Source organism: Sulfitobacter sp. EhC04, from assembly GCF_001650875.1.
Lineage (GTDB): Bacteria > Pseudomonadota > Alphaproteobacteria > Rhodobacterales > Rhodobacteraceae > Sulfitobacter.
The window spans coordinates 39,057-63,722 of sequence record NZ_LXYI01000038.1 but is presented as its reverse complement, the minus strand read 5'-3'; the positions used below and the strand labels follow the sequence as shown (position 1 = coordinate 63,722).

The 24,666-nt window shown below is 64.2% G+C and carries 24 protein-coding genes; 9 read left to right on the top strand and 15 right to left on the bottom strand.

What is annotated here, in order from left to right:
• Positions 1–163 precede the first annotated feature (163 nt).
• On the top strand, positions 164–2,344 hold the full coding sequence (locus tag A8B82_RS16210) for a response regulator (protein ID WP_067294653.1): 2,181 nt from the start codon (positions 164–166) through the stop codon (positions 2,342–2,344).
• Here the strand turns inward: A8B82_RS16210 and yaaA are convergent.
• Complete coding sequence (gene yaaA, locus A8B82_RS16205) at positions 2,329–3,108, bottom strand: peroxide stress protein YaaA (RefSeq protein WP_067294651.1); 780 nt, start codon at positions 3,106–3,108, stop codon at positions 2,329–2,331. The two genes, A8B82_RS16210 and yaaA, sit on opposite strands and share 16 nt — an antisense overlap.
• A gap of 157 nt (positions 3,109–3,265) precedes the next feature.
• On the opposite strand from yaaA, the gene A8B82_RS16200 reads away from it, so the two are divergent.
• Positions 3,266–3,883, top strand: a complete 618-nt coding sequence (locus A8B82_RS16200) for a glutathione S-transferase family protein (RefSeq protein ID WP_067294649.1) — start codon at positions 3,266–3,268, stop codon at positions 3,881–3,883.
• A gap of 7 nt (positions 3,884–3,890) precedes the next feature.
• Here A8B82_RS16200 and recQ read toward each other — a convergent pair whose 3' ends face one another.
• Positions 3,891–5,945 carry a DNA helicase RecQ gene (gene recQ, locus A8B82_RS16195; RefSeq protein ID WP_067294648.1) on the bottom strand — a complete coding sequence of 685 codons (2,055 nt, stop codon included), beginning with the start codon at positions 5,943–5,945 and terminating at the stop codon, positions 3,891–3,893.
• A 200-nt stretch (positions 5,946–6,145) separates the two neighbouring features.
• Positions 6,146–6,433 (bottom strand): YggT family protein, encoded by a 288-nt coding sequence (locus A8B82_RS16190; RefSeq protein WP_067294646.1) that lies wholly within the window; start codon positions 6,431–6,433, stop codon positions 6,146–6,148.
• A gap of 124 nt (positions 6,434–6,557) precedes the next feature.
• On the opposite strand from A8B82_RS16190, the gene A8B82_RS16185 reads away from it, so the two are divergent.
• The 6 genes from A8B82_RS16185 to arfB all read left to right on the top strand — a co-directional run bounded on the left by A8B82_RS16185 (position 6,558) and on the right by arfB (position 11,941).
• Positions 6,558–7,115, top strand: coding sequence for an acyl-CoA thioesterase (locus A8B82_RS16185; protein WP_067294645.1), 558 nt, complete (start codon positions 6,558–6,560; stop codon positions 7,113–7,115).
• Positions 7,116–7,248: 133 nt separating this feature from the next.
• Positions 7,249–8,622 carry an MFS transporter gene (locus A8B82_RS16180; RefSeq protein ID WP_067294643.1) on the top strand — a complete coding sequence of 458 codons (1,374 nt, stop codon included), beginning with the start codon at positions 7,249–7,251 and terminating at the stop codon, positions 8,620–8,622.
• Entirely contained in the window at positions 8,619–9,557 is a 939-nt protein-coding gene (mepA, locus tag A8B82_RS16175) for a penicillin-insensitive murein endopeptidase (protein ID WP_067294641.1), read from the top strand. Before A8B82_RS16180 ends, mepA begins: the two co-directional genes overlap by 4 nt.
• Complete coding sequence (locus A8B82_RS16170) at positions 9,533–10,414, top strand: esterase-like activity of phytase family protein (protein ID WP_067294638.1); 882 nt, start codon at positions 9,533–9,535, stop codon at positions 10,412–10,414. Before mepA ends, A8B82_RS16170 begins: the two co-directional genes overlap by 25 nt.
• A gap of 92 nt (positions 10,415–10,506) precedes the next feature.
• Entirely contained in the window at positions 10,507–11,127 is a 621-nt protein-coding gene (locus A8B82_RS16165) for a queuosine precursor transporter (protein WP_067294635.1), read from the top strand.
• Positions 11,128–11,518: 391 nt separating this feature from the next.
• Positions 11,519–11,941, top strand: a complete 423-nt coding sequence (gene arfB, locus A8B82_RS16160) for an alternative ribosome rescue aminoacyl-tRNA hydrolase ArfB (RefSeq protein WP_067294632.1) — start codon at positions 11,519–11,521, stop codon at positions 11,939–11,941.
• A gap of 83 nt (positions 11,942–12,024) precedes the next feature.
• On the opposite strand, the gene cobF is transcribed toward arfB, so the two are convergent.
• Genes cobF through A8B82_RS16125 form a run of 7 tightly spaced genes read right to left on the bottom strand, consistent with a single transcriptional unit; the run spans position 12,025 to position 17,471 of the window.
• Positions 12,025–12,789, bottom strand: a complete 765-nt coding sequence (gene cobF / locus A8B82_RS16155; RefSeq protein ID WP_067294630.1) for a precorrin-6A synthase (deacetylating) — start codon at positions 12,787–12,789, stop codon at positions 12,025–12,027.
• Positions 12,786–13,088 carry a DUF1636 domain-containing protein gene (locus A8B82_RS16150; RefSeq protein ID WP_067294627.1) on the bottom strand — a complete coding sequence of 101 codons (303 nt, stop codon included), beginning with the start codon at positions 13,086–13,088 and terminating at the stop codon, positions 12,786–12,788. Before A8B82_RS16150 ends, cobF begins: the two co-directional genes overlap by 4 nt.
• Complete coding sequence (cobA, locus tag A8B82_RS16145; protein ID WP_067294682.1) at positions 13,085–13,810, bottom strand: uroporphyrinogen-III C-methyltransferase; 726 nt, start codon at positions 13,808–13,810, stop codon at positions 13,085–13,087. The genes A8B82_RS16150 and cobA overlap by 4 nt, the downstream gene beginning before the upstream one ends.
• Entirely contained in the window at positions 13,810–15,132 is a 1,323-nt protein-coding gene (locus A8B82_RS16140; RefSeq protein WP_067294624.1) for a cobyrinate a,c-diamide synthase, read from the bottom strand. Before A8B82_RS16140 ends, cobA begins: the two co-directional genes overlap by 1 nt.
• Positions 15,129–15,914, bottom strand: a complete 786-nt coding sequence (gene cobM, locus A8B82_RS16135; RefSeq protein ID WP_067294621.1) for a precorrin-4 C(11)-methyltransferase — start codon at positions 15,912–15,914, stop codon at positions 15,129–15,131. The genes A8B82_RS16140 and cobM overlap by 4 nt, the downstream gene beginning before the upstream one ends.
• Before the next feature lie 10 nt (positions 15,915–15,924).
• Positions 15,925–16,293, bottom strand: a complete 369-nt coding sequence (locus A8B82_RS16130; RefSeq protein WP_067294620.1) for a cobalamin biosynthesis protein — start codon at positions 16,291–16,293, stop codon at positions 15,925–15,927.
• Positions 16,290–17,471: a bifunctional cobalt-precorrin-7 (C(5))-methyltransferase/cobalt-precorrin-6B (C(15))-methyltransferase gene (locus tag A8B82_RS16125; RefSeq protein ID WP_067294617.1), complete on the bottom strand. Its 1,182-nt coding sequence runs from the start codon at positions 17,469–17,471 to the stop codon at positions 16,290–16,292. Before A8B82_RS16125 ends, A8B82_RS16130 begins: the two co-directional genes overlap by 4 nt.
• Position 17,472: 1 nt before the next feature.
• Between A8B82_RS16125 and A8B82_RS16120 the strand changes: the two genes are divergently transcribed.
• Positions 17,473–18,219 carry a cobalt-precorrin-6A reductase gene (locus tag A8B82_RS16120; RefSeq protein WP_067294614.1) on the top strand — a complete coding sequence of 249 codons (747 nt, stop codon included), beginning with the start codon at positions 17,473–17,475 and terminating at the stop codon, positions 18,217–18,219.
• On the opposite strand, the gene cobJ is transcribed toward A8B82_RS16120, so the two are convergent.
• The 5 genes from cobJ to cobN are packed head-to-tail and all read right to left on the bottom strand — an operon-like array spanning position 18,195 to position 24,662.
• A complete protein-coding gene (gene cobJ / locus A8B82_RS16115; protein WP_067294611.1) occupies positions 18,195–18,929 on the bottom strand; it encodes a precorrin-3B C(17)-methyltransferase in 735 nt (244 codons plus the stop codon). The two genes, A8B82_RS16120 and cobJ, sit on opposite strands and share 25 nt — an antisense overlap.
• Positions 18,926–19,663 (bottom strand): precorrin-2 C(20)-methyltransferase, encoded by a 738-nt coding sequence (locus A8B82_RS16110; RefSeq protein ID WP_067294609.1) that lies wholly within the window; start codon positions 19,661–19,663, stop codon positions 18,926–18,928. Before A8B82_RS16110 ends, cobJ begins: the two co-directional genes overlap by 4 nt.
• Before the next feature lie 2 nt (positions 19,664–19,665).
• Positions 19,666–20,295, bottom strand: a complete 630-nt coding sequence (locus tag A8B82_RS16105) for a precorrin-8X methylmutase (RefSeq protein WP_067294606.1) — start codon at positions 20,293–20,295, stop codon at positions 19,666–19,668.
• A complete protein-coding gene (gene cobG / locus A8B82_RS16100; RefSeq protein WP_067294604.1) occupies positions 20,296–21,423 on the bottom strand; it encodes a precorrin-3B synthase in 1,128 nt (375 codons plus the stop codon).
• Positions 21,420–24,662, bottom strand: coding sequence for a cobaltochelatase subunit CobN (gene cobN, locus A8B82_RS16095; RefSeq protein ID WP_067294602.1), 3,243 nt, complete (start codon positions 24,660–24,662; stop codon positions 21,420–21,422). Before cobN ends, cobG begins: the two co-directional genes overlap by 4 nt.
• Positions 24,663–24,666 lie beyond the last annotated feature (4 nt).

Here is a 24,666-nt window from a genome sequence, read left to right as displayed (position 1 = left end):
CATTGGCGATGTCATTTGCCTCAGCTCAAAGGCGGGACGCTGTAAATGCAGGCATGGTCGCATGGCATCCGATTCCCGGCAAGGCTTCGCCATCCATTAGCAAGATGTTCACCATGTCCGCCGAAAGTGCGGGAAACCCGGACAGACACCTTTCGGAGGGTGGATGAATTTTGCCAGCAAACTGACGGAAGAACGACGAAACCGCCTTGCGGCGGAACGCATGCTGGAACTGAAACAGGCGGAACTATTTGCCGCCAACCGCAAGCTGGGCCTTCACGCGCAGCAATTGTCGGAAGAAATCGTCGAGACAAGGGCCGAGGTCGAGACAATTCGCGGCGAGAACCTGCGCGTCAAATCGGACCTTTCTGCCGCGAACCAGAAAATCGCGCTGACGGAACGGCGGCTCTGGCAATCCATCGAGACGATCAGCGACGGGTTTGCCCTGTTCGATGCTGACAATCAGATGATCATGGCGAACCAGGCCTACCTGTCGATCTTCGACGGGCTGGAGGTTGTGGCACCGGGAATCAACTACATCACGATTCTGCAATTGCTCACCGATGAGGGGATTGTGAACACCGAAGGGCTCTCGCCGCGGGAATGGCGTCAGATGATGGCGACCCGCCTGCAGGTTCCGGCACCCGAGCCCAAGGTCATCCGGCTGTGGAACGATGAGTACATCAAGCTGGTCGATCAACGCGGGTCCGGCGGTGACATGGTAACCCTTGGCCTCAACATCACCGCGACCGTGAATTACGAGCAACAACTGGAAGAAGCCCGCGCCAAGGCCGAAAGCGCGACCCGGGCCAAGTCATCCTTCCTTGCCAACATGAGCCACGAGATCAGGACTCCGATGAACGGCGTTGTCGGCATGGCCGATGTCCTGACCGATACCGACCTGACAGAGGAACAGCGGCTTTATGTCCAGACCATCAAGAACTCGGGCGAGGCCTTGCTGAGCATAATCAACGATGTGCTGGACTTTTCCAAGATCGAGGCGATGAAGCTTGATCTTCACCCGGAGCCCTTCGACCTGGAACGCGCTGTTCACGAGGTCATGATGTTGTTGCAGCCGCTGGCCCGCGAAAAGGGTCTGAACCTGATGCTGGACTATGACATCTTCATGCCGACCCAGATGGTCGGCGATCCTGGGCGCATCCGCCAGGTATTGACCAACCTGATTGGAAATGCGGTGAAATTCACCGCCAGTGGACATGTGATGATCCGGGTCACGGGTGTCCCCGATGCGCAGGGTCTTCAAAACCGCGTCCACATCACCATTGAGGACACCGGTATCGGCATACCCGAAGATCAGCGCGCGCATATCTTTGGTGAATTCAATCAGGTCGAAAACGAACGCAATCGCCAGTTTGACGGCACCGGGCTGGGCCTTGCCATCTGCCAGCGCCTGGTCGAACTGATGGGCGGCAGGATCTGGGTCACTTCCGAAGAGGGGAATGGCGCCTGTTTCGGTTTTGCGCTGACCATGGCAACCGGGTCGGTCGCAATGCCCGACGTCGCGGCCCTGCCTGCCGACATCGGCCATGTGATGATCGTGGACGATATCCCCACCAATCGCACCATTCTGGAACGGCAATTCGGTCAGCTTGGTATCACGGTCACCGCCTGCTCGAACGGCCCTGAGGCGCTGGCGAGCATGTCGCCGGAGATTGACGTGATCCTGACCGATCAGAATATGCCCGGCATGGATGGCATGGACCTGGCCCGCGCGCTGCGTGACAGCGGCCATGATGTGCCGATCCTCGTGCTCAGCTCAACCCCCGGCCAAGCGGAGCAGGACCCGGACAGCCCGCTGGTTCAGGGCCTGCTGCAAAAACCGGTGCCGCGCGCGACCTTGTTTGCCCGGCTGTCAGCGCTTGGCCACCCGAAGGACGGCCCGGACACCGCGCCCCTGGGTCCGATGCGACCGATGCGCATTCTCGCGGCGGAGGACAACAAGACCAACCAGCTTGTTTTCAGCAAGATGATCAAAACGCTGGAGGTTGAATTGACGTTCGCCAACAACGGCGAGGAAGCGGTAGAGCTTTTCAAAGTGATCGCGCCAGACCTGATATTCATGGATATTTCCATGCCCGGAATGGACGGGAAAGAGGCGACACAGGCGATCCGGCGGATAGAAAAGGAAACCGGCGGCCATGTCCCGATCGTGGCCCTGACGGCCCATGCCATGGACGGTGACGACCATGGCATTCTGGCCGCCGGGTTGGATCACTATCTGACCAAACCCCTGCGCAAGCCCGACATCCTGGAGCGGGTCGCGGCGGCACATGGGCCGGGCCTGCTCCCGCCCCTGCCCGCAGACAGCGATCAGGCCGCTGGATAAGGCCGCAGGAATACCGGCTTGTCAGGCGTCGATGCATCACGTTGCCAGACATAGCCACCGGTGTCGAAATCGCGGATCGACTCGGCGTCGGTCAGGCGGTTCTGCACAATGAAACGGGCCATCGCACCGCGGGCCTTTTTGGCGAAGAAACTCACGATCTTCGGCCCATTGCCATCCCCCTTGTCATCCATGAACTGCGGGGTAATCACCCGCAGTTTCAGGGCCTTGGGTGCAACTGCGCCAAAATATTCCTGGCTGGCGCAATTGATCAGCACCTCGGTGCCGATAGCCTGTGCCTGGGCGTTCAGCGCCTTTGACAACGTATCGCGCCAATAGTCATAAAGGTTGGTGCCACGCCGCGTCTTCAGCCTGCTGCCCATTTCCAGCCGGTAGGGCTGAATTGCATCCAGCGGGCGCAATACACCATAAAGCCCCGACAGGATGCGCAGATGGTCCTGAGCCCAAGCCATTTCGTCGCCATCGAGGCTGCCAGCCTCAAGCCCCTGATAGGTATCACCTGCAAAGGCCAGTGCGGCGGGGCGTGTGATCTGGTCGGCAGGGGTATCCTCAAACGCCTGGAACCGATCACGATTCAGCCGCGCCAGGTCGTCGGACAGGTCCATCAGGCCCTTCAGCTTGCCCAATGTCAGGTTGCGGGCCGTCTTTGCCAAACGCACGGCATCTTCCTGAAAATCGGGCTGGGTCGTCGCCACATCGCGCGCGTCCCAGTCCAGTCTCTTGGCAGGCGAAATCACTACAAGCATCGGCATCCCCTCGGTTTGAACAGGACCTAGCCCGCAGCGGACGGAAGGTCCAGAAAGCGCGGGTATTTTCCGCAGCTCTTCTGCGCCTCCTGCTGACAGAAACTGACGCTATCCTCGGCTAGGATGACCACATCCCGCAATGTGAAAGGACAAATCCATGCTGACCCTCTACCACGGCCCCAACACCCGCTCATCCCGCATCATCCGGCTGCTGATGGAAATGGACGCGCTGGACAAAGTCGAAGTCCGCGTTGTCGGGCTGATCCGCCAAGGCACCATCGGCGCGCCGGACCCTGCAAACCCGCACCCCGAGGGCAAGGTTCCCCTTCTGGTTCACGATGGCGCGACGATCCGCGAAAGCAATGCGATCATGCTCTATCTTACCGATCTTTTCGACAGTCCGATGGGCATTTCCATCGGCGACCCTCAGCGAGGGACATACCTCAGCTGGTTGGCCTATTACGGCAATGTCGTCGAACCGGTCCTGGTCGGCAAGTTCGCCGAAATCGACCATCCCGCCTATTTCGCCACCTTCCGTGGCATGGCAGAGATGGGTCAACGGCTGGCAGAGGCGCTGGCGGACAGACCCTACCTGCTGGGCGATCGCTTTACCGCAGCCGATCTTATCATGGTCTCGGCCTTCACCTTTGCTCCGCAGATGGCCCCGGATGTCCCGGCCGTGCGGCAATGGGTTGACCGCTGCCAGGCACGACCTTCGGCGGCGGCCCTACAAGAGTACGAAACCGCGCTGGCATCGGAAACCCCGGCCGCCTGAGACCGTTTTACCGCCCTGCAAGAACGTCAAGGAATGCCGCGCCGAACCGTTCGGCGCGGCGTTCGCCCAGCAGACGCTCAAGCGCGGCGTCATCCGCGTTATGCATCTGCGCCACCTTGGCCAGCAGGGAGGCCGAACAGCTTAGCGGTTTTTCGGTGCCACCTTCGCCGCGCGCCAGATCCGCCTGCACTTCCAGCAGCCGGTCATAGACCGATCCCGCCGAGCGGCCCGCCAGCTTGCGCCGGGTGGGGTGCATCGCTTCGGCCTCGCCGTTGATGACGCGCAGGAAATCCGCGCCGTAGGTCTCCAGTTTCTTTGCACCGACCCCGCCGATGCGCGCCATTCCGTCCAGGTCACGGGGGCGCACCTCGGCCATCTCGATCAGGGTGCGGTCGGTGAAGATGATATAGGCAGGCACCTTGGCCGCTTCGGCCAGCGCGCGCCGTTTTGCCTTGAGCGCAGAGAGCAGCGGTGCGTCCTCCTCGCTGACCATCGCCTTGACGGCAGGGCGGCGTGACCCGCCAGCAGCCTTGATCGTGTCGCGGCGCAGGCTGATTTTCGCCTCGCCCCGCAAGATCGGCAGGGCAGCGTCGGTCATGCGCAGCGCGCCATGGCGTTCCGGGTCGGGTCGGATCAGGTCGTGACCCATCATCTGCCGGAACACGGCCTGCCACTGGCGGCGGTCGTATTCCCCGCCGACGCCGAATGTCGGCAAGCTGTTATGGCCCCGCGCCTTTACCTTGTCGGTCTCGACGCCCAGAAGAATGTCGATCAGATGACCCGCGCCGAACCATTCATCTGTCCGCAGGATCGCGGACAGGGCCTTGCGCACCGCCGTGGTGCCGTCAAAAACTTCCGCCGGGGTGTCGCAGAGGTCGCAGCGTCCGCAGGTCACATCGTGTTCATCAAAATAGGCCAGCAACTGCTTGCGCCGACAGGTCAGCGCCTCGGCCAGTCCCAAAAGCGCATTCAGCCGCGCATGATCCGCCGCGCGGCGTTCCGGCGGGGCCAGCCCCTCGTCAATCTGTGACCGACGCAGGCGGATGTCATCCGGACCAAACAGGGTCAGCGTTTCCGCCGGCGCGCCGTCACGACCCGCGCGACCAATCTCCTGATAATAGGCTTCGATCGACTTGGGCAGGTCGGCGTGGGCCACCCAGCGTATGTCCGGCTTGTCCACGCCCATGCCAAAGGCCACCGTGGCGCAGACGATCAAACCGTCCTCCTGCTGAAACTGCCGCTCCGCGATGCGGCGATCCTCGGCCTCCATCCCGCCGTGGTAGTGTATCGCTTTCTGCCCCGCTTCGCGCAGGGCGCGGGCGATCCCTTCGGTCTTGGCCCGCGTCCCGCAATAGACGATGCCGGATTGACCGGGCCGGGCGGCGGCAAAGTTCAGGATCTGGTCGCGCGGCTTGTTCTTGGCGGCAAAAGCCAGGTGGATGTTGGGACGGTCGAACCCCCGCAGGAAGGCGCGCGGCGATTGTCCGTCGAACAGCTTTTGCACGATCTCTGTCTGGGTCTCGGCATCCGCCGTGGCGGTGAAGGCCGCCAGTGGCACATCAAGGGCGCGACGCAGCTCGCCAATCCGCAGATAGTCGGGCCGGAAATCATGGCCCCACTGGCTGACGCAATGCGCCTCGTCCACCGCAATCATGTTAACACCGACCCGGCGCAACATGCCGGTGACCGACCCCGCCGCCAGCCGTTCGGGTGCCATATAAAGCAGCCGCAGCGTGCCTGCCTCCAGCCCTTCCCAGACGGCATCGGTTTCCTCGGGCGTGTTGCCACTGGTCAATGCGCCTGCGCCCACACCCGCCTCTTGCAAGGCGCGGACCTGATCCCGCATCAGTGCGATCAACGGAGAGATGACCACCGTGACCCCGTTCCGCATCAGGGCGGGCATCTGGAAACACAGGGATTTTCCGCCCCCCGTGGGCATGATCGCCAGCACGTTCTCACCTGCTGTCACCGCCTCGACGATCTCCTGCTGGCCGGGGCGAAAGGCATCAAAGCCGAATACGTCACGTAGCAGCGCGGTCGCGCCCGATGCGGTGGCGGTCATGAAAAACCCCGTCGGATGATTTGTTATGCCACCCAGAATCCCACAGCCGCCTAGGGGGGACAACCCCGTTTAAAGCGCCTGACCTTTTATCTGAATCATCGTGACACGAATGTCCCGAGAGCGCCGCAGGCGTGGCAGGGTATTCGTATTACAGGCTTAAGGTCGGGCGCTATAGGCCCGGCGGCGAGGTAAAATGCGGTTCAGTAGAACACCGCCGCGTTGTTCACCAACACGATGCGCAGAACCGCAACCCCGATCAGCACGACCAGCGGTGCAAGGTCGAGCCCGCCCATTGGTGGAATGATCTGCCGCACACGGGAATAGACCGGTTCCAGCAAACGGTTCAGTCCGTCCCATATCTGCGCCACCAGCGGCTGACGCAGGTTCAACACCTGGAAATTGATCAGCCAGGACATGATCACATGCGCGATGACGATGAAATAAACGATGTTCAGCAGCAACATCAGGATCTGGAACAACGACGTCATGGGCGGCCCTTTCTTACGGTTGCCGCAGAGGTAAGCACAGACGCAGAAATACACAAGAGTGCCGCGAGGTTCATGGTTGACCCTTGCGGGCATTGTTGCACCTGTCAGACAAAGGAGTCTGCCCATGTTTCCATTTGTTCGCGTCATCTGGCATGTGCTCAAGGCACGGCGTCAGCCGCCCTTTGCCTCGCTGACCGAAACCCACATCAGCCAACACATGTGTTGGCCGCATGATCTGGATTTCTGGCTGGAGCTGAACAACGGCCGCGCCCTGTCGCTTTATGACATCGGACGCATTGCCATGGCGCAGCGGGGCGGGCTGATCGACGTGTTGCGCCGCAAAGGCTGGGGCCTGACGATGGCCGGGTCATCGACCCGTTTCCGGCGGCGTATCCACGGGTTTGAAAAATTCGAAATGCGCAGCCGGGCTGTGTGCTGGGATGACAGGTTCATCTACCTCGAGCAAAGCATGTGGAAAACCAACGGTGACTGCGCCAGCCATGTTCTGTACCGGGCCGCCGTGACGGACAAGAACGGCATCATCCCCCCGCAGCGGGTGCTGGAGGCGATGGGGCAAGAAGCCGCTTCACCCGAAATGCCCCATTGGATCAGCGAGTGGTGCAAGACCGAGGAACTGCGCCCATGGCCCCCGATGCCCGATGTAATGCCAAATCACCCATAGGCGGATATTCGGGGCGCGATTGACCTGCCGTGCGGCGCATCCGAAACCCTGCAATCGCCGCCCGGCCAAAAGCATTTCTTGCGAAAGATGCGCCTTCCTGCTCTACCCTTCCGCAACGGAAACGGGGGGCTACATGGCGACGATCACAGCGCGTAAGCGTATCTGGGGCTGGTATTTCTTCGACTGGGCCAGCCAACCCTACAACACGCTGATGCTGACCTTCATCTTCGGTCCCTATTTCGCGCAGACCGCGACGGCCGCCCTTGTCGCCGACGGCATGGCGGTCGAAGCGGCCAAGGCGCAGGCCCAGGCCTATTGGGGGTACGGGCTGACCGCGACAGGCATCCTGATCGCCCTGCTTGCCCCTGTCCTTGGGGCGGTTGCGGACAGTTCGGGCAAACGCATGCCATGGATCTGGCTCTTTTCGGCACTTTATGTGATCGGGTCGGGTGCCCTGTGGTGGACGGCACCGCAGGATTTCTCGATCCTCTGGGCCCTGTTCTTTTTCGGGATCGGCCTGATCGGGATGGAGTTCGCCACGATCTTCACCAACTCCTACCTGCCCGAGCTTGACCCCGACCCCGGCGAACGCGGACGCATTTCGGGCTCTGGCTGGGCCTTTGGATATGCCGGTGGGGTTGTGGCCCTGATGCTGATGATCGCGCTGTTCCAGGCTGGCGACAGCGGCAAGACGATGGCGGGCATGGCACCGCTCTTTGGCCTCGACACCGCGACAAAGGCCGACACCCGTATCGTCGGCCCCCTGACGGCGATCTGGTACGCGCTCTTCATGATCCCCTTCTTCCTTTATACCCGGGACATCGCGAAGCCGAACCCTGTGCGCTATGAACTGGGCAAGGGGCTGTCGGACCTTGCGCGCACCCTGCGCAACCTGCCACGCCATCCGTCCCTCATGGCCTACCTCGGCTCCTCCATGTTCTACCGCGACGCGCTGAACGGCATGTACACCTTCGGCGGCATCTATGCGCTGGGCGTCCTGAACTGGAGCATCATCGACATCGGCATCTTCGGCATTCTTGCCGCCATCTCGGGTGCGATATTCTGCTGGGTCGGCGGGCGCGTGGACCGGCGCGTCGGACCAATGCCCGTCATCATCTTCTGCTGCGTGACACTGATCCTGACCGCGATCCTGATCATCTCGCTCACCCCATCATCCGTGCTGGCCATCGACGTCGGTGCCGGGTCCGCCCTGCCGGACATCGCGTTCTATGTCGCGGGTGCGCTGATCGGCGCGGCGGGTGGCGCATTGCAGGCGTCGTCACGCAACATGCTGACCCGTCAGGGCAACCCGGATCGCATGACCGAAAGCTTCGGTCTTTATGCGCTGTCGGGCAAGGCCACCTCTTTTCTGGCACCCGCACTGATCGCTGTCACCAGCGATCTGACCGGCAGCCAGCGTTTGGGCATCACCCCCGTGGTGGGGCTGTTCATCATCGGGTTGATCCTGTTAGCATGGGTCAAGCCAAACGGAGATTTTTCAAAATGATCCTGACCCGCATCCTCGGAACCGCCGTCCTTGCCTTTGCCCTCGCCTCATGCGGTGGCGGATCGCGCGACATCAGCGGCGAACGCGAAGTTCTGCCAACCATCGGCTCTTCCGGTGGTGCCCTCTCCAACGTCGAGGCGAAGCGGCTTTTCGGTGCCAAGAGCTTTGCATCGACGCAACCGCCCGCCGCCTACGGCAGCTATGCCAAGGGCTGCATGGCCGGAGGTGCTGAACTGCCCGAAACCGGGCCGACCTGGCAGGCCATGCGCCTGTCGCGCAATCGCAACTGGGCCCATCCCGAGACCATCGACATGGTGCGCAAACTGTCCGCCTATGCCGCAACGCAGCCGGGCTGGGCCGGGCTCTATGTCGGTGACATGAGCCAGCCACGCGGCGGCCCGATGCTGACCGGCCACCGCAGCCACCAGATCGGCCTGGATGCCGACATCTGGATGCTGCCACCCAAATCCCTGGGCCTTAGCCGACAACAGCGCGAAAGCATCTCTTCCATCTCCCTGCGCCGTGCCGAAGGGGCCTATGTGAACAGTTCCTGGACACAGGCCCACCACAATATCATCAAGGCCGCCGCCAAGGACCCCCGCGTCGAACGGATCTTTGTATTCCCCGGTGCCAAGGTGCAGATGTGCGCCGATGAAAAGGGAGACCGGAGCTATCTGCGCAAGATCCGTCCCTGGTACGGACACCATTATCATTTTCACGTCCGCCTTGCCTGCCCCAAGGGCGCGCGCGGCTGCGTGAACCAGACCCCGCCCCCTGCGGGCGACGGCTGCGCTGATGCGGTGCAGTGGCAACAGAACATCCTGAACCCGCCACCGCCCAAAAAGGCCGACCCAAACGCACCGCCCCCGAAAAAACGGCGTGAGCTGGTGCTGGCCGACTTGCCGGCACAATGCAAATCCGTCCTCGAAAACTGATCCTGTCCATCGCGGCGGCTCTGGCCTGTGCGTCTCTCGCGCAGGCCGAGGGGCTGCGCCTGACGTCCAATGTCATATGGTCCAAACCAGATCCCTGGTTCGGTGGCTTCTCGGGCATGGAAATCAGCGCGGATGGCAACACCGCCTATCTGATCACGGACCGGTCCAGCCTTGTCCGGGCCAGGCTGATCCGCAAGGCAGGACAGATTACCGCGATCCAGACCCTCAGCCGTAAACCGCTGACCTACCACAGCGGTCAGCCCCTCCGTAACAATGCCGCCGATTCCGAAGCTTTGGCAATCGCGGCGGATGGGTCCGCATATGTCTCCTTTGAACATGACCACCGGGTCGGGCGATTGAACCTGGAAACCGGGGCTGCGACCCGCCTGCCGGATCACCCGGATTTTGCGGGCTTTCCCCGCAACAGCGGGCTCGAAGCACTGGCAGTACGCCCCGATGGCACTCTCGTCGCCATCCCGGAAAGCAGCGCCTCGCAGCGCGGGGGCTTTCCCATATACAGCTTTGACGGCAGGCAATGGCGCATAACCCGGCATATCCCCCCGCGCGGTCCTTTCCGGCCCGTCGGCGCGGATTTCGATGCGGAGGGCCTGCTTTATCTGGCCGAACGTACCGTGACGCCGCTGGGTTTTCGCAGCCGTATCCGGCGGTTCGACCTTGCTGCCCCCGACCTGGGTGAAACCACGCTGCTCACCACGCTACCGGGCCGGTTCGACAACCTGGAATCCCTCAGCGTCTGGCGCGATCCGGCGGGCAACACACGGATCACGATGATCGCCGACGACAACTTCCTGCGCATCCAGCGCACCCAGATCGTCGAATTCATCCTGACCAAATAGCTTGCATGCTGCCCGCGATGCCACTAAAGCCGCCCTGTCCGGGGATGCTCCACGGGCCAAGTCGCCGCACCCTTGCAAAAAACGGTTCATACATGACACGCACATATCTTCCCGGCATTATTGCCATGGCCGCCATCGTCGTGGCCTCCAACATCCTTGTCCAGTTCCTGTTCGGCCAATGGCTGACATGGGGCGCTTTCACCTATCCGCTGGCCTTCCTGGTCACCGACATCATGAACCGCGTCTATGGGTCCGCCGCCGCCCGCCGCGTCGTCTTGGTGGGGTTTGTGGTGGGTCTTGTCTGCTCGCTGATCGGCACGCAGATCATGGGCGAATTCGGCCCGCTGGTCACTCTGCGCATCGCCATCGGCTCCGGCGTTGCCTTCCTGACCGCGCAACTGATCGACGTATCGGTCTTTGCCGCCCTGCGCGGCGGCAAATGGTGGCGCGCGCCGCTGGTCAGCACGCTGATCGGCAGCAGCATCGACACCGCGCTGTTCTTTTCCATCGCCTTCGCGGGCAGCCTCAGCTTTATCCATCCGGCCACGGATGTCTCCTGGGCCGCCGAAACGCTGCCGCTTCTGGGCGCAGGCCCCGCGGCGCCGCTTTGGGTCTCGCTCGCCATTGCGGATTGGGCGGTGAAACTGTCCATCGCGCTTGTCGCGCTGATCCCTTTCCGGATCATCACTGCCCGGCTGACACAAACGGCCTGAACAGGCCTCTTTATGCCTGCAATACGCAGGGGGTCTGGGGGGCAATGTCCCCCATGCCTAAAAATGAATCGCGCGCGGCACAGCCGCACCGCAGGATCACGCCTGCTGCAAAAAATCTCTTTGCGTTTGGAAAAACCTGTGCAACCCTCAGGGTGAGTTCAACAAATGTAAAGGAGGTGATCCAGTGTCAAGAAAGGTATTGGAGCGAGGTGTCGGAACAGCTTGGAGGACCTCCTGCTAGGGCAGCCCCTGGCAGCTGAAATCCCGAGTGGACAGACGGTCTAACCGACCCACCTCCTGAAACCATTCGCCAAACCGACAATTGGGCCGCTCCGACCGGGGCGGCCCTTTTCATGTTCAATTTGCCCACGCCAGATGCAAAGATACAAGAATGCTGAGGATCACCGATACCATCACCATCCAGGACTGGGAGATCACGGAGAATTTCGTGCGTTCTTCCGGTCCGGGCGGCCAGAACGTCAACAAGGTGGCAACCGCCGTCGAACTCCGATTTGAAGCCGCGACATCGCCCTCCCTGACCGGCCCGGTAAAGACCCGCCTGCGCCGTCTGGCCGGTCGCCGCTGGACAAACGAGGGCGCGCTGATCCTGCAATGCGACGAGACCCGCAGCCAGGCCCGCAACAGGGATATTGCCCGCGACCGGCTGGCCGACCTGATCAAAAAAGCCCTGACGGCACCCAAGCGCCGCATTCCCACGCGCCCCACGCTCGGTTCAAAGAAACGCCGCCTGAAATCGAAAAAAGTCAGGGGAGAGGTCAAGGCCATGCGGGGCAAGGTCGATCCGTCGGAATAAAGCGTCCGGCCTTTAACCTGAGGCATCGCACATCACTATTCGCGCCCCGCCGCAGGCGGAGGCAGCGAACAACTGTTTCATGTTTAAGGCCGGACGCTGTAATCCCTGCGCAGGATGTAGATATCCATGATCCACCCATGCCGCGCCCGCGCCTCGGCCCGCATCTGAACGATCCGCTCCGCGACCTCGGCCAGCGGGCCTTCGCAGATGATCTGCTCCGGCATGCCCACATATCCGCCCCACCAGATATGAACCCCGTCCGGGTCGATATCGGCAAAGGCGCAGCCGCCGTCCAGCATGACCGCCAGCGTGTCGATACCGGCAGGCCAGCCTTCCTCCCGCAATCGCCGTCCCGTCGTCACAAGGAACGGCGCTCCGATGTCGTTGACCGGAATCGCATGCGCCGCTGTCAGCGCCTGCAATGACGTGATGCCGGGGATCACCTCGACCTTTGGTGCCGGGTCCAGCCGGGCGGCAATCCGCAGGGTGCTGTCGTAAAGCGACGGATCTCCCCAGACCAGAAGCGCGGCGCGCGCGGCATCGGGCTGCCCGGACATCGCCGCGCGCCAGGCCTCGGCAATCGCATCGTGCCAGTCATCCACCCGACGCCGGTAGTCCGCCGTCGCCTCATCGCGCACCGGCAGGTCGAATTCCACGATGCGCGTTGTCTCGTTGCTCAGCACCTCGTCACAGATTGCGCGGCGCAATTCAGCCAGGTCACCCTTGCCCGGCCCCTTGCGCGGGATCAGGATCAGGTCCTGGGCATTGATCGCCCGGATCGCCTGCAGGGTCAGGTGCTCGGGGTTGCCCGTGCCGATACCGATGAGGGTCAGGTGCAGGCCGCTCATCCCGGTATCCGTGCGATGGCTTTCATCCGCAACCCGCCAAGCACCCGCGCATCGGCAAAGGTGCCATCGGATGATGCCGCATATAGCGCCGCAAACCGTTGCAGGTCCCCCAGATCATCCGCCGTGATGTCGCCAAACAGATAGGCCACCTTGCCCGTCACCCGAAAGGCAACGGTCTGCGGCCGCGTACAGCCCGACATGCAGTCGATCTGCCGCACCTCTTCCTCCGGCAGGCCTTGGCGCATCACCTCGACGAATTCAGCGCCTTCGGGGCAGGAGCTACAGACAAACACCGTCACAACCCCGGCTCCGCCAGCGCGCCGTAGTAGATCAGCGCGGGTGTGGTGCTGGTGGTCGTCTCCAGATAGGCGGCAAGTGTCGCGATGGTGAACCACTGCAGCTTTTCCGCCGGGGTGGACACCGCCTCCGCCAGCAGGGCGGGCGTATCGGGGGACAACCCATGGTCCAGCAGCCGCGCTGCAAGGCCTGGAAAGGTCCGCTTGCCCATATAGATCACTGTCGTGGCCAGCGGATCGGCCAGCGCCGCCATGTTCACATCGGGCGGCAGGTCACCGGTCACATCCGCACCGGTGATGAACTGCACCCGCCGCGCGGTCAGCCGCCGGGTCAGCGGTATCCCCGCAACCGCAGCCCCGGCAGAGGCCGAAGTCACGCCGGGAATGATCTCGAACGGGATATTGGCTGCGCGCAGGGCGGTGATTTCCTCCTCCAGCCGACCAAACATGCCGCTGTCGCCCGATTTCAACCGCACGACACGCATGCCTGCCGCTGCGTGGTCTACCAGCACCCGGCTGACATGATCCTGCTTGGGCGATGCGCGCCCGGCACGTTTGCCCACGCCGATCAGATCGGCCTCCGCGTTGGCATGTTCCAGAATCGGGCCCGAACTGAGATCATCGAACAAGACCACCTCGGCCTTTTGCAAACGGTCCACTGCCTTGACGGTCAGCAGTTCCGGGTCGCCGGGCCCCGAGGATACGAAGGAAACAAAACCGCTCATCATCCGTTACCGATCATGTGAAAAAACGTGCCTGTGGCGACGCCGCCGTTCTCGAACCGGCGCACCGAGCCTGTTTCCGGCACCTCCAGATCATTGCTGTCGGTGATCCGGGCCAGCGGCGCGTCGGGCTCTTCCAGGATGGTCGCATAGTGAAATTCATGCCCGCGCAGACGCCCCCGTATGGTCTGGCCGGGAATGGCCGCATTCAGGTCCGCCTTGCGGTAACCCAAGTGCATCTTTCTCTTGGCAAAGGACGTTTCCAGCCCCAGCAGCCCCACCATACGGTGGCGAATGCCCTCTTTGTCTACCAGCCCGGCACCCATCGCCATATAGCCGCCGCACTCGCCATGGACCGGCCTTGTCTGCGCAAATTCGATCAGGCCCGCGCGAAATGCCTCCGCTGCGGCCAGCTTGCCCGCGTGCAGTTCGGGGTATCCGCCCGGCAACCAGCACACATCAGCACCGCTGTCCGGTGCTTCATCCGCCAGCGGCGAAAACGGCATCACTTCTGCCCCGGCGGCGCGCCACCCGGCCAGTAGATGCGGATAGACAAAAGCGAATGCATTGTCCTGCGCCAGTGCAATTCTCTGTCCGGGCGGCACGATCTTTGCCGGTGGCGGCGCCTTCGACAATGTCCCTGCCGCCGCCGCGCGCAGGGCTGCCAGATCAACATGTTCGGAGATGAATGCAGCGGCGTCAGCCAGGATCTGCGGCAGGTTTTCCTGCTCTCCGGCCTGTACCAGCCCCAGATGCCTTTCGGGCAGTTCGACCCCGTTCTGCCGGGGCAAGGAGCCCAGCACCCGGATGCCGACCTGCTCCATGCCCGCGCGCACCAGTGTATCATGCCGGGGCGAGGCCACGCGGTTCAGCACCACGCCTGCCAGGGTCACATCCGGCCGCATGTCGCGAAACCCGCGTGCCGTGGCCGCGACGGATTGCGCCGCGCCGGAGACATCCAGCACCAGCACCACGGGCCAGCCCATATGCGCCGCGATATCGGCGCTGGCCCCGTTGCCGCAGGCCCCCGGAATGGCCACGCCATCGAAGAGCCCCATCGACCCCTCGGCCAGGATCAGCTCCGCCCCGGTGGCGTTGCCCACCAGCCCGTCGATCACGGCGCGCTCCATCGACCAGCTGTCAAGGTTATAGGAGGCCAGACCAGACGCTGCCGTATGGAATGCAGGATCAATGTAGTCCGGGCCGCTCTTGAACGGCTGCACGTTCAGCCCCTGCGCCCGGAATGCCGCCAGCAGACCCAGCATCAGCGTGGTCTTGCCCGTACCAGACGACGGGGCAGAGATCATCAGGCCGGGCGGGATCATTCCTCTGTCTCCGGAAAGCGCGGGTCAGTGCCGACAGGGCGGAACCGACGGTCATAATCGCCTGCGTAAAGCCTGCTCTCGCCGAAATCCTCTGCCCCGATCGCATGCCCCACCAGGATCAGCGCCGTGCGCTCCATCTCTTCGCCGATGGCCGTGCGCAGGGTGGCAAGCGTCGCCTTTACCACCCGCTGATCCGGCCAGCTTGCGCGCCAGACCACCGCCACCGGACACTCCGCGCCGTAATGGGGTGTCAGGTCAGCCACGACCTTTTCCAGCACATGTACCGACAGGTGGATCGCAAGCGTCGCGCCTGTGCGCGCAAAATTCTCCAGCGTTTCGCCCTCTGGCATCGCGGTCGCGCGGCCCGAGGTACGGGTCAGCACCACCGATTGCACAACGCCCGGCAGGGTCAGCTCCGCGTTCAGCGCCGCGGCTGCGGCGGCAAAGGACGGCACGCCCGGTGTCACGTCATAGGGAATGTCCAGCGCCCGCAACCGGCGCAGCTGCTCGCCCATCGCGGACCAGACCGACAGATCGCCGGAATGCAGCCGCGCAACGTCATGTCCCGCCGCATGGGCCGCAGTGATTTCCTCGATGATCTCATCCAGCGACATGCGCGCGGTGTTCACGATCCGCGCCCCATCGGGGCAATGCGCCAACAGGGCCTCGGGCACCAGAGACCCCGCATAGAGGCAGACGGGGCAGGCCGCGATCAGGTCGCGCCCCCGCAATGTGATCAGGTCGGGCGCGCCGGGGCCTGCGCCAATGAAATGAACTGTCATGTTTTCCCTCTCAACTTTCCGCAAGGGCCGCCGTGGCCATACCATCGCCCGACACGACCCGCTGCGCAACCAGCCGCGCCTCCGGGCCTGCTGCGGCCAGCGCCGCAGCCTCGGCCAGCGACCCGGTGCCGAACCGGTCCTGTATCCGCGCCGATTGCGTCGGTGTGATCATCTGGCCCAGATCCTGCGCCGTGACCCCCAGACCGGGCAGGCCCAGCACCTGCGCGAACTCGCGAAATACTTTTTCGCGGGCCTTTGCGGCTTCTGTCACCACCGCATCAATGCCACCGCCACCCGCCGCATCCAGCACCTGCTGCAACGCATCCTGAAGGCTGGCCAGATCGGCCGCCGCGCGAAACCCGATGCCGACAACCCTCACAGGACCACGCTCCATTGCACCACGGGACGGGCAGCGTGCCAGCCGCGCAGACGGCCCAGCGGCGCGGCCTCGGCCAGTTCGACCCGCAGCAGGCTGCCGCCCTTTTCGCCGTGCAGGCGGGCCAGCCGCGCCTCGGTCTCCAGGGTGACGCCATTTGCGACCAGCCGCGTGCCCTTGGGCAAGGTGTCAAACAAGGCCTCAAACAAAGCGTCGCTGCCGCCACCACCGACAAAAACCGCATCCGGTGCCGGGCGGTCCGCGATCAGCGCATGCGCGTCCCCGTGATGCACCGTCAGACGATGGGCAAGGCCGAACTGCTCGGCGTTGCGGGTGATGTTGTCCGCCCGCGCCGCATGTTGCTCGAACGCGACCGCCCGGCCACCCGTCAGACACCATTCAACCGAAATTGATCCCGACCCGGCACCGATGTCCCACAGGACCTCTCCCGGACGCGGGGCAAGCGCGGAAAGGGTCAGCGCCCGCACGGGCCGCTTGGTGATCTGGCCGTCATGGGCAAAAAGATCATCCGGCAGGCCGGAACTGCGGGGCAGGCCCACCCCGGCGGGCAGCGCCACCGCGACAGCCGCAGGGGCCGCGACATCACTCAGGTCAAACCCCTGCGCCGTGGTTTCCCGGACCCGCTGATCCGTGCCGCCCATGCGCTCACAGACAAACAGCCGGGCCTGCCCCGCGCCCTCTGCGGTCAACCAATGCGCCAGTTCGGCAGGAGCCGCACCGTCACGCAACAGGCAGATGAAACGCGCCTTGGGGGCCAGCACCGCGCGCAACTGCGCAAGGGGCGCGGCATGCAGACCGTGGCAGGTCACATCCTCCAGCCGCCAGCCCAGCGCGCCTGCCACCCATGAAAACGTCGAGGGCGCGGGCAGAACGCGCCAGTCGCCGGGGTCCAGTTGCGCCGACAGGCTGCCCCCTGCCCCGAACCAGAACGGATCGCCAGAGGCCAGTACCACAACCTGCCGCCCCTTTGCCGCCAGCACCGGATCGACCGTAAACGGCACCGGCCAAGGCCGCCCCCTGTCCCCGGCGTTCACCAGATCAAGGTGCCGCGGCCCGCCAAAGATCACCTCGGCGGCGTCAATCGCAGCCCGGCTTGCAGGGGGCAGCTGTGCTGCGGTATCGTGCGGCATTCCAACGATGCTGAGCCACGGGTCACCCATCATGCACATCCTTTTGCTGGGCGGCACCACAGAGGCCAGCCAGATGGCCAGACAGTTGGCCGAGGCCGGGATGATCGCCACATTCTCCTATGCCGGACGCACGCAATCCCCGGTCGCGCAACCGTTGCCGCAGCGAACGGGCGGCTTTGGCGGTGTGCCGGGGCTGATGCGATACCTCCGCGATCAGGCCATCACCCATGTGATCGACGCCACCCATCCCTTCGCCGCCGGGATGAGCCGGAATGCCCATGCTGCCTGTACCACGACCCGGACCCCGCTGATACGGCTGGAACGCCCGCCATGGCAGGCCGGGGCGGGCGATGACTGGCAGCATATTGCAACGGTCGAAGACCTGCCCGCCGCTCTGCCGCACAGCCCGTCTCGCGTGTTTCTCGCCATTGGAAAGCAACAGATCGGCCTCTTTGCCGCCCAGCCCCAGCACCACTACCTGCTGCGCCTTGTCGATGCGCCCGAGGCTCCGCTGCCGCTGCCGGATACCACCGTGATTCTGGCGCGCGGCCCCTTCGGGCTGGCAGAGGACACCGCGCTTTTGCGTGACCACGGCATCACCAATGTGGTCTGCAAGAACGCAGGCGGCAGTGGTGCGCGCGCCAAGCTGGACGCCGCCCGTGCCCTGGGTCTGCCCGTGATCATGGCCAACAGGCCGACCCTGCCTGGTGACAGCATCGCGCATGACGTGGCGCAGGTGATGTCCTGGCTGGTTCACGAGGCTGAACGCGGCGTATAGACGTAGCGCCCGACAAGCCGCGTCTGCGAATTGCCCAGCAGCACAACGGTCTGCATATCCGCCATCTCTGCTGTCGCCTCGGCCAGCGTCACGGTGTTCAAGGCCTCGTCCGGGCGGCTGATCGCGCGGGCAAAGGTGATCAGCCGGTCGGGCGCGCATTCCTCGCGCAGGATCGCCAGCGCATCGCCGAACTGGTGCGGACGCGACCTGGAACGCGGGTTGTAAAAGGCCATCGCGAAATCAGCCTGCGCAGCCAGCCGCAAGCGGCGTTCGATCACCGACCAGGGCTTGAGGTTGTCGCTGAGGTTGATGGCACAGAAATCATGCCCCAAAGGCGCGCCGGCGCGGGCGGCGGCGGCCAGCATCGCGGTGATACCGGGCAGCACGCGAATGTCTGTCTCGGCAAACTGCGGCTTGCCTTCCAGCGCTTCGAACACGGCAGAGGCCATGGCAAAAACCCCCGGATCGCCGCCCGACACCACCGCCACGCGGCGGCCCTCGGCGGCAAGTGTCAATGCATGGGTGGCGCGGTCGATCTCGACCCGGTTGTCGGTTGGATGCAGGGTCAGCCCGTCACGGGGTGCCACGCGTTTCACGTAAGGGATATAGCCGATCACGTCAGTTGCCTCGGCCAGCATCGCCGTCACTTCGGGCGTAACCAGATCGTCCCGCCCCGGCCCAAGGCCCGCGATGGCAACCCAGCCTGTCACGCCTCCACCTCGGCCTCTGGCCTGCGGCCCTGGCCATGCACCAGCACGATCGCGAAATAGGGGCAATCGTCGTCATCCACATCAGCCAGCCGCGCGACGCGTTGACCGGGCATCGTGCCCTTTTCCACCAGCCAGGCATCCTCAAGCCGTCCGGTGGCAGTCAGCGCGGCACGCACGCGGGGCATGTTGCGCCCGGTTTTCATGATCACCAAAGCATCGGCACGTTCCATATGCGCCACCAGATCGGCATCCGGCAGCGTGCCCATCAGGACGGACATCACGTCGTCACCCCAGGTAAAGGGCGTATCCAGCGCGTTCCAGCAGCCCACCATGCCGGGAATCGCCGGCAGCACTTCGACCTCCGCCCGGCCCTGCAGGCGCGTGTGCAGGTGCATGAAAGAGCCGTAGAAGAACGGATCGCCTTCACAAAGCACGACAACCTCATGATCGCGCGCCAGCTCGGCCAGGCGGTCGGCCCACTCAGCGTAGAAATCAACCATGAGGTCGCGATATTCCGCGCTGTCAAAGCGCAGCTCGGTGGTGACGGGATATTCCATCGCGTATTCGACCACATCGTCGCGCAGCATGTCGCGCACGATGGTCCGGGCCTGTCCGGCGCGGCCCTTCTTGCGGAAATACGCGACATGACGCGCAGCCCGGATCATGCGGTCCGACTTCACGCTCATCAGTTCGGGGTCGCCGGGGCCAAGGCCCGCGCAGATGATCCTGCCCATGCCTATTCCACCCTGCTGGCAAGCGCGTTTACCGCCGCCACTGTGATCGCGGAACCGCCCAGCCGCCCCTGCACGATCATCGACGGCACCGGCAGATCGGCCATCAAGGCATCCTTGCTCTCTGCCGCGCCGATAAAGCCGACAGGGCAACCGATAATCGCGGCGGGGCGCGGGCAATCGGGGTCTTCAAGCATGTTCAGCAGATGAAACAGCGCGGTCGGCGCGTTGCCTATCGCCACCAGCGCCCCCGCCAGATGCGGCCGCCAGAGTTCGAGCGCTGCGGCAGAGCGGGTGTTGGCCATCTCGGCGGCCATCTCCGGCACAGACGCATCGCGCAGGGTGCAGATCACCTCGTTCTCGCGCGGCAGGCGTTTGCGGGTGATGCCCTCGCTGACCATATAGGCATCGCAGAGGATCGGCGCGCCTGCCTCAAGCGCCGCCCGCGCGGCAATTGCCATGCCGGGGGAAAAGCGCACATGTTCTTCCAACCCGACCATCCCGGCGGCGTGGATCATGCGCACCGCGACGATCTCTTCCTCGGGGGTGAAACGGTCCAGCGCCGCCTCCGACCGGATCGTGGCAAAGGACTGACGGTAAATCTCCGCGCCATCGGTGATGTAGCTGTGGGGCATTCAAATCGCCTTGATGATGTCTTCTGGGGTAAGGGAGGTCGCGTCGGGCGCATCGCTGGCGCGTCCCTGTCGGATCAGGTCGAAACCGTCCCTGGTGGCCGTAACCGTCAGGGGCGCAGGGCGGGCATGGGCGCAGCCCTTGGCGCAGCCCGACATATGCAGAAGGCTGCCGGGGGGAACATGCGGCGCAAGGCTGCGCGCGACAGAGCGTGTCTTGGCCAATCCCTGCGCACATCGCGGCGCGCCGGTACAGGCCACCACCCGCAGCAGGGGATCATCGGGGTCGGTGATCACGCCGCGCACCTTGGGCAGCTTGCGCGCGCTTTCCACCAGCAACATGCGCCAGGGCGTCATCCGCAGGCCGCCCTGCTTGGCCAGGCTCGCCAAGGTCTTGACCTCCAACTGGCCAAAGGCGAGGCCAACCATCGCCCCCAGTGGCGTGTAACCGGGCCGCGGCAGGTAATCCTGACGCTGACGCGGCACGATGAACCCACCGGGCAGTGCGGCACCACCGGCCAGCAATGCTGCCATGCGAGTATGGTCACCCCTTAGGTCGACGAACCACTGCGCCAGCGCCATGGCCTCGGCCACGACCGTCCCGGAGGCTACAGGTTTGCCCTTGTCGAACCCGTCAGCGACAAGGATCAGACCGCCGCCCGCGTCCCGTTCCAGCCGGATATCCGCAGAAGCGGTCTGCAACACCGGCGTGCGGCCCGTGTCCACGGCAAAGCCGAACTTGCCCGGAATGCGCGGTGCATCCGGCAGGGCCAGCGCATCGCTCAGCGCGGCGGCGAAGCCTTCTGTTTCCTCGCCCGTCTGCCAGAACGGGGTGACCAGCACGTTACGGCGGCTTTCGATGTCGGCGTCCGCATCGACCAGCGACATCGCGCCCAGACCGTTGATCAGCGCCGCAAGACTGTCCTCGCGCACGCCCCTGATCTGGACGTTGCCCCGGCTGGACAGGTCGATCAGCCCATTGCCATGGGCGGCGGCCAGGGTTGCGATGCCATCGGCCTGCGCCCGGCGCAGACGCCCGTTGAAGGGGCGCACCCGCACCACCAGCCCGTCGCCCGACATCATCGGGCGCAATGCACCGGGGCAATAGCCCTTGATCAACGGCGCAGTCATTCGGCGGCGTCCATCCGGGCAGAGATCGAATTGCGCCGTGTGACCCACAGGCCCGCATCGCGCAGTGCCGCAAAACGGGCGCGCATTTCTGCCAATGCCTTGGGGTTTTCGCGTTCCATAAACTCCATCAAATCCTCCCGGCCTAACGTCGCATCGAAATATAGGTCGAAAAGATGCGCAGGCACGGCCCGCGTGAGATGCGCGAAGGCGGCCAGATTGTCCAGCGTCGCGGCCACCTCTGCCGCGCCCCTGAAACCGTGGCGCATCATGCCGCTGGCCCAGTCCGGGTTTGCGGCACGGGCACGCACCACGCGGGCAATTTCCTCGGCCATGGTGCGGGCACGCGGGGTACCGACGACAGTGCTGTCCACATGGTACATGGCGGGCTTGGCCGCCCCCAGATGTGCCATCGCGGCGGCAAACCCGCCCTCGTGGCTGGCATAATCCGACGCCAGAAGCACGTCGCTTTCCGTCAGGTCCTGCACATGGGCGAAACCGTCTGCGCCCTGCAACCGCGCCTCCAACGCGCCCCGATCCTGGTGCGACACACCCTTGGCGTCGATTGCCCATTCAGAGGCCTTCATCCAGGCCTCCCCCGCCGCCGCGCGCCCTGCGTCGGAATAATCCAGCATCGCGGCTTCCATGTTCATGCCATAAAGCCCCGGTTTCGGGCCAAAGACACGGGGCGTGCGGGTCAGGTAAGGGTTCATGTCAGGCGCTTCTTCGCGCTCGGCCAGGGCAGCGGCACCCGCCTCGAACAGTTGCGACAGGCCCGGAAACACATCCCGGAACAGGCCCGACACGCGCAGGGTCACGTCAATGCGGGGGCGGTCCAGCAGGGTCAGCGGCAGCACCTCGAAACCCGACACCCGCTCAGACCCTTCGTCCCAGGTTGGGGACAGCCCGGCCAGATGCATCGCCATCGCGACTTCCTCACCGGCGGTGCGCATGGTTGCCGACCCCCATAGGTCCACCACCAGACCGCGCGGATAATCGCCCTGATCCTGCAGATGACGGCGGATCAACTCTTCGGCCAGCTTCACGCCCTGAGCATGGGCTGCACGGGTCGGCACGCTGCGCGGGTCCACGGCGTAAAGGTTGCGCCCGGTGGGCAGCACGTCGGAGCGGCCCCGATAGGGTGAGCCGGACGGGCCGGCCTCGACGCGCCGCCCATCCAGCGCGGTCAGCAACCCCGCGTTTTCGCCCTCACCACTGCCAAAGATGTGCAACCCGTCGCCGTATTGGCTTTCCTTGATGTCACAGACGAAGCGGTCAATCCGTGTGATCGCCTCGGCCGCGCTGGTGGCATCGTCCAGGCCCAGATCATCCTCCACCCCGGCGGCCCGCGCCTCTGACCTTATGGTGTCGATCAGGCGGTCGCGCCGGGCCGGGTCCAGCCCGTCGGCGGTGGAATATTCATCCAGCAGACGTTCCAGTTGAACCAGCGCCTGTGGCGTTTCACTGTCCTTCATCGGCGGCGGCAAATGGCCCAGCGTCACGGCCCCGATACGCCGCTTGGCCTGCGCCGCCTCGCCGGGGTCATTGACAATGAACGGGTAGATCACCGGCATCGGTCCGGTCAGCACCTCGGGCCAGCAGTCGCCCGAAAGCGCCACCGCCTTGCCCGGCAGCCATTCCAGCGTGCCATGGGCACCGATATGCACCAGCGCATCCATGCCCTGGGCACGCAGCCACAGGTAGAAGGCCACATAGGAATGGCGCGGGATGCGGGCCAGATCGTGATAATCGGTATCGCGGGCCGCGATGCTGCCCCGTTCGGGTTGCAGCGCGACCAGCGCGTTGCCGCAGCGTTGCGCCGGGAAATGAAATGCCCCGTCATGGTAGAGCGGATCATCCTCCACCGGCCCCCATGCGGTGTTCAGGTCCTTCAACAGGGTGTCAGGAAGACATGTCAAATATGACATGTCACCTTTGACGGGCCAGGAAATCGTACATTGAGTCAAAGACTTGCCAAATCCGATTGCCGGTTCCACGCCATAGCCCGCATTGGCCAGCGTCAGCAGCATATCCTCGGTCGAGGCCAGCGCATCCAGCCCGACCGCATGGGCAATCTGATCTTGGCGGCCCGGATAGGTGGACAACACCAGCGCCAGCTTGCGGTCCTGTGCCGGGGTCCGCGCCAGCCGGTGCCAGCCCGCCACCCGGTCCACCACCGCATTGATCCTTTCGGCATCTGCCCGGTGGGCAAAGCGCGAGAATTGCAGGTGCGGGTCTTTCTTTTCCGGTGCCTTGAAGCTGACAACCCCGGCAAAGAGACGCCCGTCCACCTCTGGCAGCACCACATGCATCGCAAGGTCTGCGGGCGACAGGCCGCGCTCGGCCTCGGCCCACTCCTTTTGACGCGCCGTTGACAGTGCAACCTGAAACACCGGGCAACCGGAGCCATCCAGCGGCGTTGTGCCATCCTCGCCCCGCCCGGAAAAGGCGGTGGCGTTCACGATCGCACATGGGTTGAGCCGCGCTAGCGTCTGATACAGAAAGTCACGGCCCGCCTCGGACTTCAGCGATGGCACAAAGAGGCCCACAGCCGTGAAGCCCCGATCACGCAAGGCCGTGATCAGCGCGTCAACCGGCGCAGTATCGGCGGCAGTCAGATAGCTGCGGTAAAAGGTGACCGCGACCACGTCGCCGGTCACATCGGCAAAGGGAATGACGCCCTGTTCCGGGTCATAGATTCCGCAATCCGGCACCGTCTTGCTGCCCGGCACCGGGCCTGCGTAGAACCCGGCGGCCAGCGCCAGTTGCGCCAATGCCGCCTGGGCCGCCACCGCACCGCCCGCGTCGCACAGGTGCGACAGCCGCCGCAGGGTCGACACCGGCAATGTCGAATGTGCGTCCAGCGCCGGGTCCTCGCGCCCGTCTGCGGGCAGCACCGCCAGCGCGATGTTGTTGCGCCGTGCGAAATCCTGCACCTGCATGATGCCGTAGGGCCAATAATTCTCGCCGCCGATCAAGCGGATCAGGATGCCCTTGGCCCCGCTCAGCGTCTGTTCGACGTAATTGTCCACCGACGCCGGATGCCGCAGCGCCACAAGGTTGCACAGCCGCAGAGTCGGCAGCTTGCCCTCAGGCCCGCCACCCCGGTGCCAGCCCGCCGCAAAAGCGCCCAGGTCACTGTCGGAGAACGAAAGCACCACCAGATCCGCAGGCGTCTGGCCCGGATCAAACGGGGTTTCGCTGTCCTCCAGCCCGTGGCTTTCGCGAAAGACGACGTGCATGGTA